The sequence below is a fragment of the Brevibacillus sp. Leaf182 genome (genome assembly GCF_001423865.2).
Lineage (GTDB): Bacteria > Bacillota > Bacilli > Brevibacillales > Brevibacillaceae > Brevibacillus > Brevibacillus brevis_C.
Genome location: NZ_LMPN02000037.1, coordinates 537,768 through 553,104, shown reverse-complemented (window position 1 = coordinate 553,104; position 15,337 = coordinate 537,768). Strand labels below are relative to the sequence as shown.

The 15,337-nt window shown below is 47.0% G+C and carries 14 protein-coding genes; 11 read left to right on the top strand and 3 right to left on the bottom strand.

Annotated elements, in window-relative coordinates; translation table 11 throughout:
* Positions 1-206: 206 nt before the first annotated feature.
* Together ASG16_RS29440 and ASG16_RS29435 are read right to left on the bottom strand one after the other, a co-directional pair.
* On the bottom strand, positions 207-815 hold the full coding sequence (locus ASG16_RS29440; RefSeq protein ID WP_056488117.1) for a cell wall hydrolase: 609 nt from the start codon (positions 813-815) through the stop codon (positions 207-209).
* Positions 816-1,042: 227 nt separating this feature from the next.
* Entirely contained in the window at positions 1,043-1,738 is a 696-nt protein-coding gene (locus ASG16_RS29435) for a peptidylprolyl isomerase (protein ID WP_056488114.1), read from the bottom strand.
* Positions 1,739-1,864: 126 nt separating this feature from the next.
* Between ASG16_RS29435 and ASG16_RS29430 the strand changes: the two genes are divergently transcribed.
* From ASG16_RS29430 to ASG16_RS29395, 8 genes are all read left to right on the top strand, one after another.
* Positions 1,865-3,022 carry a trans-sulfuration enzyme family protein gene (locus ASG16_RS29430; protein WP_056488113.1) on the top strand — a complete coding sequence of 386 codons (1,158 nt, stop codon included), beginning with the start codon at positions 1,865-1,867 and terminating at the stop codon, positions 3,020-3,022.
* Positions 3,023-3,159: 137 nt separating this feature from the next.
* Positions 3,160-3,714 carry an RNA polymerase sigma factor gene (locus ASG16_RS29425; RefSeq protein ID WP_007718835.1) on the top strand — a complete coding sequence of 185 codons (555 nt, stop codon included), beginning with the start codon at positions 3,160-3,162 and terminating at the stop codon, positions 3,712-3,714.
* Positions 3,711-4,787 carry a TolB family protein gene (locus tag ASG16_RS29420; RefSeq protein ID WP_056488110.1) on the top strand — a complete coding sequence of 359 codons (1,077 nt, stop codon included), beginning with the start codon at positions 3,711-3,713 and terminating at the stop codon, positions 4,785-4,787. Before ASG16_RS29425 ends, ASG16_RS29420 begins: the two co-directional genes overlap by 4 nt.
* 14 nt (positions 4,788-4,801) lie before the next feature.
* Positions 4,802-7,030 (top strand): DUF8725 domain-containing protein, encoded by a 2,229-nt coding sequence (locus ASG16_RS29415; RefSeq protein WP_056488107.1) that lies wholly within the window; start codon positions 4,802-4,804, stop codon positions 7,028-7,030.
* A complete protein-coding gene (locus tag ASG16_RS29410) occupies positions 7,024-7,956 on the top strand; it encodes an ABC transporter ATP-binding protein (protein WP_056488106.1) in 933 nt (310 codons plus the stop codon). Before ASG16_RS29415 ends, ASG16_RS29410 begins: the two co-directional genes overlap by 7 nt.
* Positions 7,953-8,819, top strand: coding sequence for an ABC transporter permease (locus tag ASG16_RS29405; RefSeq protein WP_056488103.1), 867 nt, complete (start codon positions 7,953-7,955; stop codon positions 8,817-8,819). Before ASG16_RS29410 ends, ASG16_RS29405 begins: the two co-directional genes overlap by 4 nt.
* 32 nt (positions 8,820-8,851) lie before the next feature.
* Positions 8,852-9,022: a hypothetical protein gene (locus tag ASG16_RS29400; protein ID WP_007718825.1), complete on the top strand. Its 171-nt coding sequence runs from the start codon at positions 8,852-8,854 to the stop codon at positions 9,020-9,022.
* 139 nt (positions 9,023-9,161) lie between these two features.
* The gene (locus ASG16_RS29395) at positions 9,162-9,461 is read left to right on the top strand and encodes a DUF1292 domain-containing protein (RefSeq protein ID WP_007718819.1); all 300 of its coding nucleotides are present in this window, start codon (positions 9,162-9,164) and stop codon (positions 9,459-9,461) included.
* Positions 9,462-9,529: 68 nt separating this feature from the next.
* Here the strand turns inward: ASG16_RS29395 and ASG16_RS29390 are convergent, their stop codons facing one another.
* Positions 9,530-9,907 carry a YflT domain-containing protein gene (locus tag ASG16_RS29390; RefSeq protein ID WP_048033305.1) on the bottom strand — a complete coding sequence of 126 codons (378 nt, stop codon included), beginning with the start codon at positions 9,905-9,907 and terminating at the stop codon, positions 9,530-9,532.
* 530 nt (positions 9,908-10,437) lie between these two features.
* On the opposite strand from ASG16_RS29390, the gene ASG16_RS29385 reads away from it, so the two are divergent.
* The 3 genes from ASG16_RS29385 to ASG16_RS29375 all read left to right on the top strand — a co-directional run bounded on the left by ASG16_RS29385 (position 10,438) and on the right by ASG16_RS29375 (position 15,291).
* On the top strand, positions 10,438-12,408 hold the full coding sequence (locus ASG16_RS29385; RefSeq protein ID WP_056488522.1) for a DNA gyrase/topoisomerase IV subunit B: 1,971 nt from the start codon (positions 10,438-10,440) through the stop codon (positions 12,406-12,408).
* A 2-nt stretch (positions 12,409-12,410) separates the two neighbouring features.
* Complete coding sequence (gene parC / locus ASG16_RS29380) at positions 12,411-14,906, top strand: DNA topoisomerase IV subunit A (protein ID WP_056488097.1); 2,496 nt, start codon at positions 12,411-12,413, stop codon at positions 14,904-14,906.
* 64 nt (positions 14,907-14,970) lie between these two features.
* Positions 14,971-15,291, top strand: a complete 321-nt coding sequence (locus tag ASG16_RS29375; RefSeq protein WP_056488094.1) for a hypothetical protein — start codon at positions 14,971-14,973, stop codon at positions 15,289-15,291.
* Positions 15,292-15,337: the final 46 nt, after the last annotated feature.

The window sequence follows — 15,337 nt, the reverse complement described above, 5'->3', positions numbered from 1 at the left end:
TCAATCAATCAAAGCTATTAGCGTAGGCATACTCAGATTGAATGATCGATCTAAACATGCTTACGTTAAAAAGTCATCCAAAGAAGATAATCGAACTTTTTCTCAATGCGTTGAAAAAGTGCTTACACCTACAACATAGCAAGTAAAAGTAAAGTATCAATTAAATAAAAATAAAGCATTATTAAATTTTTTCTGTAAGTAGCACGTTAACGGGCAAAACGATGGTTACCGATTTCAACCGTTACAGGACGTGACCAAATCCACTTGGATGTAGCCGTATCCGGATTGAAGAAGTACAAGGAACCATTGCTCGGGTCCTTTCCATTCACCGCGTCCTGGACCGCTTTTCTCGTGCTTTCATTTGATTTATGTGTCAAATTGCCGTCATGGACAGGCGAAAACGCATTGGGAGCATAAATAACCTCCCGTACCGTATTTGGAAATTCATCTGAAGCAACCCGATTCAATACAACGGCAGCAATCGCTACCTGTCCTTCATACGGTTCTCCCCGGCCTTCCGCATATACTAACCGGGCGAGCAGTTCCATATCCCTCTCCGAAACCTTCACTTTTCCATTGCGAACCACTTTTGGGCGACTATCACGACTAACCTGCACAGACTCGCGTTTTGCTGCTGTTGCAGATTCCTTCTTCGAAACTTGTTCCGATGGCGCCTGTGCATTACCGAGAACAGGCAGGATTTGTACTGGCTGTGGTGCCATTGCACTTGTCGGTGTGACAAATAAGCATAACAGCATCAAGCCAAAACTGTTCAAAAAGAAGAAAAAGCGCGTTGGCGCTTCTCGTGTCAACATGGTGTGAACCACTCCTTTTCGCTTTTTGCGTTTTGATTGCGGAAGCGAATCAGGTCTTTTGCAAGTCTAGCGGTCTTATGGGGATGGTTCAAGAGGGAATTGGTTCCATAGAACTATTTACAAAATCACGAAATCCGTGAAAATGTTTTCATGAACGGATGTTCCTTCTATAAAAAAACCACTTTCCCGTTGAGAAAGTGGCTTTCGTGTGCAGTTTGAGGCTGCTCTTATTTTTCCGTAATCGTAATGGATTTAATGGTAATCTTTTGCTCTGGAACACTTGGTTCACCCGTTTGTGGGTGTTTCTTTACTTTTGTTCCGGCAATTTTTTGAACGACATCCATGCCACCCGTAACTTTTCCGAAAATCGTGTAATTCGGAGAGTTGTCCAATCCTGTCACGTCAGGTCCAGAACCAATGAAGAATTGGCTACCATTCGTGTTTTTACCGGAATTCGCCATGGCAACCACGCCAGCTTCATATTTATGACCAGTTTTCAATTCGTCTTCAAACGTGTAACCAGGGCCACCCATGCCAGATCCCAATGGATCTCCTGTTTGAATCATGAAGTCTTTGATGACGCGGTGGAACGTGATGCCATCGTAGAACTTGTCCTTTGCGAGGAAAATAAAATTATTGACAGCAATTGGCGCGTCTTTCTCAAACAGATCGATCTTAATGTCTCCCATGGAAGTAGAGATTGTCGCTTGATAGTCCTTTGCTTTGTCAATCTGCATTGCCGGAGCCTTCTCGTATTTCTTCTCTCCGGTTGGGCCCGGTGGGTTAGCTGGCTCCTTGGATGCTGGTTTCTCTGCTGGCGTAGTCGGCTGATTAGGAGCGGCTTCATTGCTTCCTGTGGAACAACCCGTAACCAAGGCGATTGCCGTCAGACATGTGAACAGAGTTGTCATCATCTTTCTCATCTTATGCACCTTCCTTTGTTTCATACTGTTGGGTGGTTCGGTTTCGAATTATAACACAAATAGTCGAGCTTTTGCCAATCCGCTAGTTTCCTTTCCAATCTCGCATGGTATGATTGGGAGAAAAGGGTGATCAATGTGGCAGAGCGATTTGAGACCAAAACGGTTCATATCGGACATGACCCTTTACGGGGAGTAAAAAGCAAAACTACACCGATTTATCAAACCTCTGTTTTTGCCTTCGAAGGCTTGGAAGAAGTAGAACAGTACTACGTCGGCGAAGGAGACTACTTGTACACCCGGAATGGCAATCCCAACCAAGCGGAGCTGGCTCGTGCAATCGCTGCTTTAGAAGGTGCAGAAGCAGGTGTCAGTGCTGCCTCCGGTATGGGAGCGATCATGGCGGGTTTACTTGCTGTTCTTTCTCCTGGAGATCACGTGCTGGCTTCCCATGAAATTTATGGCGGTACCTACGCTCTACTGCACAAGGAGCTGTCGCGATTTGGGATCGAGCTTACATGCATCCAGCTTGGTCAAAAGACAAAGCTTGCTGATCATGCTCGCCCAACTACGAGGCTGTTTTTCTTGGAGACTATCACGAATCCGCTATTGACTGTTGTCGATCTGCCTTACTGGATCAACGAAGCAAAAAGTCTTGACTTAACCGTCATGGTGGATAATACGTTTGCGACCCCGTATTTGGTACAACCTATTTTATTCGGAGCAGATCTCGTGGTACATAGTGGAACCAAATACATAGGTGGACATAGCGATGTGACGTCAGGTGCTCTGGTTGGATCACAGGCGACAATCAAGCGTGCCACAGAGATCGTAGCCAACTACGGTGCATCGCTCAGTCCCTTTGAGGCCTGGTTGACATCGCGTGGTTTGAAAACATTGGCAGTGAGAATGGAGCGTCAATGCGATAATGCTAGCCAGATTGCTGCGTTTCTTCGTGAGCATCCAGCAGTTGGGCAAGTGTATTACCCAAGTCCTACGGATACTTTCTTTTTTTCACGGCAAAAGCAGGGAGCAATGGTATCCTTTGTTCTCGCAGACGAGACGAAAATCTACGACTTTTACCGGGCACTTGACTGGATCAAGCTGGCTCCGTCTCTTGCTGGTGTGGAGACGAGTGTTTCTCATCCTGTTACGACGTCCCACCGTGCTTTTTCTGAAGAGCAGCGCAAGGAAACGGGAATTACGATGGGCCTGGTACGGTTATCGGTCGGAATCGAGGCTGTTTCCGACATTCAGTTAGCATTAGATGCTGCATTAGGTAAATAATTCAAAAAACTTTGCCGCATCATGAAACTTTCTACCTAAGAAATACGTAATACTTAGTTAGAGTAGTCTCAGGATGCAGTGGGGAAAGCCCATTCTGAGAACATGCTTCAGTCTGGAAGAAACCGAGGAAAACGCAAATGGGAATGGCTATGAAGCAACCGTCGGGGCCATCATCCGGAGATTATTATGAATCTCGTCCATTTACGGAACTGTATGACGAATATTTTGATCGCGTCAACCGGTATTTACGATGCCGGGTTCAGAGTACGTGGGATGCCGATGATTTGACCACCGTGGTCTTTTTAAAAGCGCTAGAAAAATTCGAGCAGTATAGCAGAACGAGTCCTTTCGCATCATGGATTTTTCGTATTGCTCACAATACATATGTGGATTTTATGCGGAAAAACAGGGAGTTACCGGTCGACCAGGAAGATTTTCTAGGAGCAGAACCGGACGACACATGGCAGCCGGAACGGCAGGCGCTGACGAATGAAGAGATTCGTCAGCTTCGTGATCGACTGGACTTGTTATCTCAGGATCAACGAGACGTGTTGATGCTCCGCTATTTTGCTGACCTCAAAATCAGTCAGGTAGCTGAGGTTCTTGGCAAAACAGAATCGAGTATCAAAATGATTTCATATCGCGGATTACAAAAACTTCAGAAGATGTATGAGAGGGGGGACTCCGAATGAGAGAAGAGGAGAAGCACCCCCAGGATCATCAATCGGATGATCAGACTGTAACCCAGCTCCTAGCCCATTTGAAGCAGATGCGCGGATCGGTTCCTGTCAATTATCAGTTAAAATCAGACCTCAAAAAACAATTGCTCCAGAAAATGAGAGATCTCGAAGCCAAACAGGCAAAAGCTCCAAGTGCCGCACCCAAAAAATGGGGGAGGCTGGTTTGGAGCGGAATCGCTGCTGCTGCTCTAATCCTTGCCATAGGCGGATTTGTGTGGTGGAACAATACCTCTCTTGCCGTTCGAGAGCATGAAGTACTTAAGCTGCCAGCACAAGCAGCCGTGGAGCTTGTTGATATTGACCAGAAAGCCACTCAGCTAGCTTATATCCATAACAATGCAGAGCTGAAAACCATTCCAATCGATGAGAAATTAAAGCCAATCACGATCAAGTTGCCGCCAACCGAAGGAAAATTTACGGGGGTAGCATGGTCTCATTCTGGGAAGCAAATCGCTGTCGTCGAGCAGGATAAAAAATTATCGCGGATATGGATTGTGGAGATGCCAACGACTTACAGCATGGGAAGCAGCCGATTGCTGAAGGAAGAAGAAGGGGTATTATACTCTTCACCAAGCTGGTCTGAACATGATGATTCGCTTGCCTTTACCCGCTCTAAAAATGGCGTCGAAGAAATTTGGGTGAGCAGCACAGTATCGTTCCAGGAATGGAAGCTTGTAGAAGGCTCCCAGCCTGAATGGTCACCAGATGGAAGCTTGCTTGCCTTCAATAAAGCCGGTGAAGTACAGCTGATGGAAATGCGGACGGGGAAAGTTACCTCACTTGCAGTGGGACAGTGGGCATCGTGGAGCTCCGATACGCGATTGACCTATACACACCCAAATGGAACGCTGATGGAAGTAAACGTGAGTGAAGAGCCTTTTGTGACACGCGAGCTACCATTGCGAAACCAGTCATCTGAAGAGCTGATCAAAGGAAACTGGGCAAACAAAGGTAAGCACTTCATGCTTATCTCGCGTCATGATCAGCTGCAACAACTGGTTATCTCTTTGGCGTCACGAAAATGAGCGGAGGAACAAGCATGAGATGGAAATGGGTGTTAATCTTTGTCATCACATGGCTTAGCTTTTCGATACGCCCAGCTATGGCAGAGAGCAACGTAGACATACAATTCGAGATACCTTTAAGTGGTATCGTCAAATATGAATCATGGATGAGATTAAACGTAAAGGTAACCAGCCAAGAACAGGATTTCACTGGGGCTGTAGAGTTAACGCAGCGACAAGTCAAAAAAAATAATGAATTAACGCTTCGGCGTCCAATCAAGCTGGAGCAAGGAAAGAGTACAACCGTGTACTTTGATATGCCTTCCCAAATCGTGCTCGATGATTGGTACGTCCAGGTAACGCAAAACGGTCAAGTAGTCAAAAGCGAAAAGCTGCGTATCCCTTATCCAACAGACGGGCGCACCATTGGGGTGATCAGCGAAGAGGGCAATGCGTTTCATTTCCTTGCCGTCAATCAATCACAATCCAAAATGAATCGCCCCTTGTCCGTTCAAAATCTCACGGAACAAATGTTGCCAGACCAATCGTGGATTTACGAAAACATAGACATGTTAGCACTGGCAGGCAATAGTGGTTCCACGATTAATGATCAACAGATGGCAGCGATCAAGGAGTGGATTCAGCTAGGAGGGATCGTGGTTGTTTCCGCAGGTCCCAATCAAGATGGGATGATCCAGCGGTTTGCTGATATCCTCCCTGTGGAAGCAGGAAAAGCTGGTAATATAGAGCTACAGGAAGCATTAAGTGAGTATGACATTGCGAAAGTAGCGCCAAATGGCAGAATCGGTGTATACAACCGTGACTTGCCCTTATTTGTGTCAAAATCGTACGGCAGAGGATTGCTGCTGTTTGTCAACTATGATGTGACAGCAGAGCCGTTGGCATCGTGGCAATTCAATCCACAGCTATGGCAGAATGCAATGATCCAGCATGGTGCCAAGAAGATTTTTGAAGAAAAGCTTTATATGGATCAAATGACCCGGCCTTTTCTTGACTTGAGCAAGAAGATTCCTGAAGTACAGACTCCTCCTCCGATCTGGATGGTGGCGCTATGGGGTGGCTATGCAATTGTACTCGCACCAGTGACATACTTCGTTCTGAAAAGAATCAGAAAGCCTGAATGGGCGTGGGGAGTCATCCCGGTCGGAGGAATTTTCTTGACCGTCGCTATATTCGCGGTTGGAAAGCCTGCTGTCGTGAAAACGAGTACCAGCTACGCCGTAACCAAGATCGACATATTAGATGAGTCTCTGGCGCATGTTCGCTCAGCCGCAACGTTTTTGGGGGTGGATCAAAACGAATACGATGTTCAGCTTGAACCTTCGATCGTTGCACTACCTTTAACATTGGGGAGAAATGATTATCGACCAGAGGGATTAATGGTTGGCGATGAGGTTCTCTCTTTCCGCAATCTTCCTTATTTGACACCGAAACAGGCGATTGGTATCGGGGTAAAGCATGATATGGGTGCTTTTGAAACTTCCTTGCGAATCAATGAGAATCGCCTGCAAGGGCACGTGAAAAACAACACGGAGTTTGCCTATGATCAGACTTATATTGAAATAGGTTATCAGCGAATTCCGCTTGGGCCATTGAAAAAGGGAGAGGAAAAGCAGATTGACAGTGTGCTTGAACCCTTGTTTATGCCAAGAAAACAACAAACAACAAACGAATTGCAAACATTGGAAGAACGAATCAAAGAAATGCAGGAAAGAGTCGTTGATTATGAAGAGGGGAATCAGGTAAGTATCATCGGCACAACAACAGAGCCTCTTCCTCTGATGACAATGCAAGTGCCTCACCAATCGCATTACTGGAATGTCATTCAACAGCCTATTCAATTCCAGCCGAATGAACAAGGTCTAGTCACTTGTCCTTATGGCCTACTTGATGCCGATATGTATGAAATGACAGGAGACTTCGACAGCACCGGGTACATTTGGCAGCTTGGGAAGGGCAGTATTACGTTTGAATTGCGTACAGATAAAGCGGCGATCCATATGAAGCGAATAACGGTTCCGTTGAATCACAGCTCATTCAAGCCTTTCCGGATCGAATACTTCCACCAAAAGAGCGGTAGATGGATACCTGTTGAGCGCGGGACGAGACTTGTCCTCGATAATGAACTCCAGCAAGTTTTGACGCCAAATCAAACAGTATTGCTTCGTTTTTCCCATAATGGAACGTCGCGATTAGCTCTACCAGAGCCAATTTTCCAGGTAGAGGGGGTGCGGAAATGGTAATCGAAACCGTTCATTTAGGAAAAAGATACGGCAATTTGCAAGCATTGACGGATTTGAACCTTTCCATCGAGCGAGGTAAGGTGTTCGGTTTCATTGGTCCAAATGGGGCCGGTAAATCTACTACGATGCTCATCTTGTCTACCCTTCTGGAACAGAGTGAAGGGGAAGCCTTTGTCTGTGGCTACAATGTACGAAAAGATCCTGCGAGTGTACGTCAGTCTGTTGGCTACATGCCCGATTTTTTCGGCGTATATGACAATTTGACAGCGGTGGAGTATTTGGAGTTTTATGCCGGGGCGTACAAAATTCCTGCTTCCAAAAGACGGGCACTCGTCGGTGATCTTTTGGAGTTAGTGAATTTGTCTCACAAAGCAGACGCTTTTGTGGATTCTTTGTCTCGAGGCATGCAACAGCGTCTGGGATTAGCGCGTTGTCTCGTACATGATCCGGCCGTGCTGATTTTGGATGAACCCGCGTCAGGACTGGACCCGCGAGCTCGTATCGAATTGCGCGAAATTATGAAGCAACTGCGCGAAATGGGCAAGACAATTATTATCAGCTCCCATGTTTTGCCGGAGCTAGCTGAGCTGTGTGATGATATTGGTGTCATTGAAAAAGGAAGATTAATTGCGTATGGTTCTGTGCATGAGGTCAGCAACCGGGACACAGGACAAAGCCGGATGCAACTGAGAGCCCTGCGGAATTTGGACAAAGCCGGACTTCTATTAGCGAGCTCTCCGCATGTCCATCAATTGACAGACTATATGGGAGGCTTTCGCTTCTACTTTCAAGGGACGGAGCAACAAAAAGCTGAATTGCTTCAAGAACTGCTGGATGAGCAGGTCGCAGTCGTCTACTATGGCGATTCCAAGAAAGATTTAGAAGACGTCTTCTTAGCGATAACGGAAGGAGTCGGTATGGAGTGAGCGACTTCTTGTTCAATCCTCTTTTAGTAAAAGAAATGCGGGACAGATTCCGCTCAAGAAAGACCATGCTTATTTTAGTGGTTTACTTGGTTGTCATGGGGGGGATACCGATGGGCTTTTTGCTCATGGACCCCTTAAAGGCCGAATCGTTAGGGGATAACCGGGATCTGTTTCTGATTTCCGCGGGGATACACTATGCGATGGTTTGCTTTGTTGCACCTGCTTTGACTGCTGGAGCGATCAGTGGAGAGAGAGAACGCCAGACCTTGCCTATTTTGCTGACGACCCAGTTGTCGACGCGCACGATTATTTTGAGCAAGCTCATTACGTCTTTGGCGTTCTCCACGCTGCTTTTGATTGCCTCGATGCCTTTGTACAGTATCGTGATGCTGTACGGAAGTGTCTCCCCGGAACAAATGGCCCAGCTCGTCCTATTTCTCGCGGTGAATATGTTTTTTCTCGGGTCGTTGGGGTTGTTCTGCTCCACCTGGATTAAACGAACGTCGATCTCGACAGTTACCACATACGGCATTGCCTTCTTTTTTGTGGTAGGTACTGGCTTGCTGTTCTTTTTTATCGGTGAGTCCTTGCAACAGACATATCCAGAACGATACATCAATTCGAATGTTTGGAACATGTATGAGTTGCAGATGCTGGCAGGGACGAACCCTATTATCGTGTTGTTGGACATTTTAGGCGAGTCCTTCGATCAATCCAATGACATTAGTTTTGCACCGTGGTTGTTTTTCTCATGTGTGTACGTGGTTCTTTCCTTTGTACTCGTCATCTGGAGCGCTTATTTGTTAAAACCAATCCGCCGAAAATGGTGGAGTTGGAAGAAACGACCTGTTCGTGTACAATGAAAAAGGTGTATGGGAAAAGGGAGGTTTTTTTTGTGAGCGATCAAGATGTGCAGATCATTGATTTTGAAGAATTGCTTCGTGCGATTGAGAGCCGTCTGGCATCTGCTGGAATGTATGTCAAACGCGAAGCGATCGTGACTATTCTTCAGGCAGAAGAAGCATTTTTGCTTGAAAAAGGTGTTCTTCAAGAGTATAGTGAGTAATCAGCTAACAACCTGCCTAACGTGGTAGGTTGTTTTTCATGGACAGGGGAAGCACAGAGTTATTCGCCTGTTTGCTTCTCCCGGAAAAAAACGGTATGATGGAACAGATTACGAATATCAGCATAAGGACGTGAACACATTGACAGAAGAGAACAAAGACCTCGAATTGGGCGATATCATTACATTGGACGATGAAAACGGTGAACCGTTGGGGGATTTCGAAGTATTGGCTATGTTCGACCTGAACGGTAAAGAATATATTGCCTTGGCTGAAGCTGTGGAAGATGAAGAAAGCGAAGAAGATGAAGAAGTGGATATCTTCGTTTTCCAAGTGGACGGCGGCGAAATGGTACCATTGGAAGAGGACGAGGAGAGCACTGTTTACGCGAAGCTGAACGAAGTGCTGGAAGGCATCGAACTCATTAAAGAAGACAAGTAATCCCGCTATAAAGGAAACAAGCCACTGCTGGCGTTAGAACCCAAGCAGTGGCTTTTTCATGCGGTCTATCAGTCATTCATTTTAATAATGTTATCCTTAAGGTCTCGTACAACGAGAAGGCATGTATAGTCCGTGTCTTGCAGTTCCCGAACCAATGCCGAGCACTCGTCTTTGGTAAGACCCAGCTTTTCGAGACGGGTACGGAGTTCTTTACCGCCATTGTCAAAGAAATGCGCCATGCTGTCAATGTGACCGACGGCACTTTCAAAGTGGGTACTGTATTTATAAAAATTGTTTCGTTGATTCGAGTGATTTTTATCAGGATTCCATTTCAAAACCCAGATGTCATCACTGTTGTATCCGGCAGCATTTAACGCATGAACATCAGAAGCTAGCTCAGCATCATACTTATGGAATTTGACAAACGGCTTGGTAGCACTGATCAAAAGTATTCCCCCCTTTTTGGCCTCAGGAATCGATGCCTTACTAGGATGCCCATAGCCAAAGGGCGGATGAATGGAAATACCTGAGGCAAACTGATAACGCTATGTAAGAACAATTGACATATTTTCCATGATCGTAGCAGGATTTACGATGATGGGGGAAGAAATAGAGAAAGGGAAACAGATGTTTTGGTTTTTCGTTTTGACCAATCTTCACCATTAGTGCTACACTAATTGATGGAATATGCATGTCATGTACAGAACGAAATGAGAAACGAGGAATACTGAGAAGAATCGGCCATCTCGCTAGGGGCGAGGTGGCTTTTTTGCCCCATTTTGCTACTGGCGTTGAATACTATGGGAACCATACGGTACAATAGCGATTAAGTGTTCGCTTTTATTAGGAAAACGTTCCTCTCATGGGGGTTGAATCATCTCGGCGTTTTTCAAAAAAGGTGAATACGACCCTAGCCATCAGTAAAAAAGGCATGATCGTTTTTCTACGTGTCCGAAGAGTAGAGGGGAGAGCGCGATTGAAGGAAACAGAAACACAGCAAACACTAACGTATACAGAAGAAGATATTCAGGTCTTAGAAGGCTTGATTGCCGTTCGAAAGCGGCCTGGAATGTACATAGGCTCCACGGGCTCGCGTGGCTTGCATCATCTGCTGTGGGAAATTGTAGATAACGCCAAAGACGAGGCCCTTGCCGGCGTTAACGATAGCATCATCGTCACTTTGTACAAGGATGGCAGTGTCAGTGTGGAAGACCATGGACGCGGAATTCCAACGGGTATGCACAAGACTGGCCGACCTGTACCAGAAGTTATTTTTACGACGCTCCACGCCGGTGGTAAATTTGGCGGTGGCGGATATAAAAAAAGTGGTGGCTTGCACGGGGTAGGCTCCAGTGTCGTTGTGGCCTTGTCCCAATGGCTTGAGGTCGAAATCCACCGGGAAGGCAAAATTCATAAGCAGCGCTTTGAATATGTTGTGGATGCAAATGGAACTGAGCATGTTGGTAAACCGGTTACTGGTCTTGAAATCACAGGGACCACCAAACGTACAGGAACAACGGTTCGTTTTCTGCCGGATGACGCGGTGTTTGGCAATGCTCGCTTTGACTATGAGACGATTCGTGATCGTTTTCGTGAGACGGCATTCCTTCTGAAAAAGCTGCGCATGGTTTTAATAGACGAGCGTGGACCTGAAAAGAAACGGGAAGAGTTTTACTTCGAAGATGGCTTGAAATCATATGTATCGTACTTGAACGAGGGGAAAAATACGCTCCATCCGATCGTTTACTTTGAAGGGGAAAAGGACAATATCTACGTCGAGCTGGCTTTTCAGTACAATGACGGCTATGCAGAGACACTGGTGTCCTATGTCAACTCGATTGTAACAACGGACGGCGGAACTCATGTCACAGGCTTCCGCAACGGTACGACCCGGATTTTTAACGAATTTGCCCGGAAAAAAGGGTACTTGAAAGAAAAGGACCCGAACTTGACTGGAAACGATTTGCGGGAAGGTTTCCTCGGTGTATTGTCATTGCAAATGGCTGACGTCCAGTTTGAGTCCCAAACAAAAGACAAGCTGGGGAACGAAGAAGCACGGGCAATCGTAGAACAGATTGTTTCCGAAAAGCTAGGCTTCTTCCTCGAGGAAAATCCGGAAATAGGCAAGCTGCTGATTGACAAGGCGTTGCGTTCTGCTGAGATTCGTGAAGAGCTGCGCAAACAACGCGAAGCCCTGCGCGGCGACAAGAAAGGCAAAACCACCAAAAAGCGCAAATCGATTTCGGAAAAGTTTACTCCGCCGCAATACAGAGACTCCAAGCGCAATGAGCTCTTCCTCGTCGAAGGGGATTCCGCAGGTGGCTCTGCAAAACAGGCGCGTAATTCAGAGTTCCAAGCTTTGTTTAGCCTGCGCGGGAAGCCGTTGAACACGGAAAAAGCAAAGCTTTCCGAGGTATTGGCGAATGAAGAGTTCCGCACGATCCTAGAGGTGCTTGAAACCGATATTGGCGAAGAGTTTTCCATCGAAAACTGTGCATTTGACAAAGTGATCATCATGTCTGACGCGGACGTTGACGGCTCACATATTCAAACGCTGCTGCTGACCTTCTTCTTCCGCTACATGCGCCAGATGATTGCAGCTGGTCACTTGTATATTGCTCAACCGCCTTTGTATCAGGTGAAAAGGCAGAGCAAGGGCAAGCAGACTGAGGCGATCTACTGTTGGAGCGATTACGAGCTGGAACAGGCGTTGAAAAAGGCTGGACGCGGTGCTGAAGTGCAGCGCTATAAAGGTTTGGGTGAGATGAACGCCGATCAGCTCTGGGAAACAACCATGGACCCTGAGACGCGCAAGCTCATTAAGGTTGAACTGGAAGACCTCGCTCACTGTGAGAAGCTGGTAACCGTTTTGATGGGTGACAAAGTCCCACCACGGCGTGAGTGGATCGAGAACCACGTCACCTTTGAAGTGGGGGAGGATGAATAAGCATGTTGTCCAATCAAATTATTAATCAGAGCTTCGCGGAGATTATGGGAAAGCGCTTCGGGGACTATGCCAACCTCGTTATTCTCTCACGCGCGATCCCAGATGCTCGTGATGGACTAAAGCCGGTACAGCGCCGTATTTTGTATGCCATGTACCAAGAAGGCAACACGAACGATAAACCATACCGGAAATCAGCGAAAACGGTCGGGTACGTGATGGGTACCTTTCACCCGCACGGTGACTCGGCGATTTACGAAACGATGGTACGGATGGCGCAATGGTGGAAAATGCGGCAGGTGCTCATCCAAGGACACGGAAACTTTGGTAGCTTGGACGCAGACCCACCAGCCGCTATGCGTTATACCGAATCCAGATTGTCGGCATTGGCCAATGAGCTTTTGCGAGACATTGAAAAGGATACGGTTACATTTATCCCGAACTACGACAACTCGGCTCAACAACCGGCAGTATTGCCTTCACGATTTCCTAATCTTCTCGTGAATGGTGCTGCTGGGATCGCGGTTGGTTTTGCAACGGACATCCCTACTCACAATTTGGGCGAAGTCATTGATGCGGCTGTTGCCCAAATGAAGAACCCGAATATCTCGCTGGATGAGCTGATGCAGCACGTCAAAGGTCCAGATTTTCCGACAGGCGGTATTGTTCAGGGGCTGTCCGGAATTCGCAAGGCGTTTGAGACAGGCCGTGGTCAATTCATCATTCGCGGGAAGACCCATGTAGAGGAGCCAAAAGGCGGGAAGATCAAAAAAATCGTCATTTCCGAAATCCCATACGAAGTGGTCAAGTCGAAGCTCGTCGGCCAAATCGATGAGCTCGTAATGGAGCGCAAAATCGAGGGGGCACTGGCGGTTCGCGATGAAACCGGTCGGAAAGAGGCCGAGCAGAAAAAAGTCCGTATCGTCGTGGATATCCGCAAGGAAGCGGATGAGCAGGCGATTCTCAACTACCTGTACAAAAATACGGATCTGCAAATCTATTACAATTACAACATGAACGTGATTCATGAGGGAACCATCCGTCAGATGGGACTCAAGGCTTTGCTGGGAGCTTACATCGATCACCAAAAAGAGGTCGTCACGAATCGCTGCCAATATGATCTGAATCGTAAGCAAAACCGCGAGCATATTGTGGAAGGCTTGATTCGCGCCAAGTCCATTTTGCGTCAAATCGTTGATACGATTATGGATTCGGAAGACCGTGCAGATGCCAAGAAAAACATCATGGAGAAATACGGCTTTACGGAAAACCAAGCAGATGCGATCTTGAGCATTCAGCTCGCTTCTTTGACACGTTTGGATATCGTTAAGTTGGAAAAAGAATTGGCTACGTTGGCAAAGGAAATCGAGGAATTGAAATCGATTTTGGCAAGCGAGAAAAAGCTGATTCAAGTCATTACAGGCGAGCTGAACGAGATCAAGAAAAAATACGCCGAAGAGCGCCTGACAGAAATCCAGGGCGAAATCGAGGAAATCAAAATCGATATCGCGATGCAAATCAATGCAGAGGATTGCATCGTAACCCTCACAAACGAAGGATATATCAAGCGGACGAGCCCGCGCTCCTTCAAATCAGTGGGGGGAACGTTGGAGACATGTGGGGTAAAAGAAGGGGACCGTGTCCGTTATTTCATGGAGACGAATACGTCCCACACAGCTCTCTTCTTTACTCAAGATGGTAAATACTTCGCCACACTGGTCAACGCCTTCCCGGACGATAAATGGAAGGATATCGGTTCCGCCCTCGTCAACATCATCCCGTTGGAGAAGAATCAGCGGATCGTTGGTTTTACGATCGTAGAAAACTTCAAACAACCGTTGTATGTATACCATGTAAGTAAAAATGGTTTGATGAAAAAGACGGCGTTGTCCGAATACGAAACGAATCGTTCTAGTGCTTTGGTAGCTGCGAAGCTGAAAGCAGACAATGACGAGTTTGTGAATGTATTTGTGGCGGACGAAGCCGGGGCGATACTCGGTGCTACGAAGGATGGAATGGGCATTCGATTCCAGCGCAGTGAAGTCAGCGCAACGGGTAGAGCGTCGAGCGGGGTAAAAGCAATCGCACTTGCTCCTGGCGACGATGTCATCATGATGCTTCCGATTGAGGAAGTCGATTCTCGTGCCTTTAGCTTGTTGACGGCTGAAGGGGTTGTAAAACGTACAGCCATTGCTGCGATCCCACTCCAGGCTCGCGCAGGCAAAGGCGTACAGTTGATTCGTAAACGAAAAAATAATCCGCATGAGCTTGTTGCGATGTTCATCGAGGAAACCGTTTATGCCTGGACGTCGCAGAACGAATGGACCCTTGTTGAGACAGAGCAAGTGATCGTCAACGAGCAAGGTGGCATCGGCCGACATCTGGTGGAGGGTGGGGTAAAAGCAGTTGCTTTTGAAACCGTTTTGCCGACAGATGAACCGAAGGACGAAGCGACCGCAAAGAGCTCAGGAGACGGAGCTGGCACAGCAGGACAACAGTAAACGCCTACTGTCCAGGCTAGCCTGTTCGATGGAAATCATCGTGAATAAAAGGAATGATGAATAGATGGCGTTTGAAGCCTTTGTTTCACCGCTGAGCTGGCAGCAGGTTTCTCTGCTCCTCGACACTGTGCAATATTTCGAAGACGCGCCGAAACTGCTCTCTCTTCCACAAGAGCAAGGAGCAAGTGTGCCTGTGCCGATTACGTCAGACACATTAAAGACCATGCTCGGTTGTTTGGACGAAGAGGATGCATTTAGCCGCAAAGCTTTTTCATTGAGATGGGAAGTAGCTGCGGACGAGGGAAGTGGCTATCTTGTTGTCGAGCTCCCGAATGGAGACACCGTGAGACAGCCAGCCGTTCTATCCGCTTTTTCTCCGGTTTAACAAATAAACGCTTTGGTGACGCACTTGCATTCATGACAGGATGTGA

Bases quoted from the DNA above. Each gene is read 5' to 3' on its own strand.
- ASG16_RS29415 (WP_056488107.1), top strand. From the start codon at position 4,802: ATGAGATGGAAATGGGTGTTAATCTTTGTCATCACATGGCTTAGCTTT.
- ASG16_RS29425 (WP_007718835.1), top strand. From the start codon at position 3,160: ATGGGAATGGCTATGAAGCAACCGTCGGGGCCATCATCCGGAGATTAT.
- parC (WP_056488097.1), top strand. From the start codon at position 12,411: ATGTTGTCCAATCAAATTATTAATCAGAGCTTCGCGGAGATTATGGGA.
- ASG16_RS29375 (WP_056488094.1), top strand. From the start codon at position 14,971: ATGGCGTTTGAAGCCTTTGTTTCACCGCTGAGCTGGCAGCAGGTTTCT.
- ASG16_RS29435 (WP_056488114.1), bottom strand. From the start codon at position 1,738: ATGAGAAAGATGATGACAACTCTGTTCACATGTCTGACGGCAATCGCC.
- ASG16_RS29440 (WP_056488117.1), bottom strand. From the start codon at position 815: ATGTTGACACGAGAAGCGCCAACGCGCTTTTTCTTCTTTTTGAACAGT.
- ASG16_RS29410 (WP_056488106.1), top strand. From the start codon at position 7,024: ATGGTAATCGAAACCGTTCATTTAGGAAAAAGATACGGCAATTTGCAA.
- ASG16_RS29420 (WP_056488110.1), top strand. From the start codon at position 3,711: ATGAGAGAAGAGGAGAAGCACCCCCAGGATCATCAATCGGATGATCAG.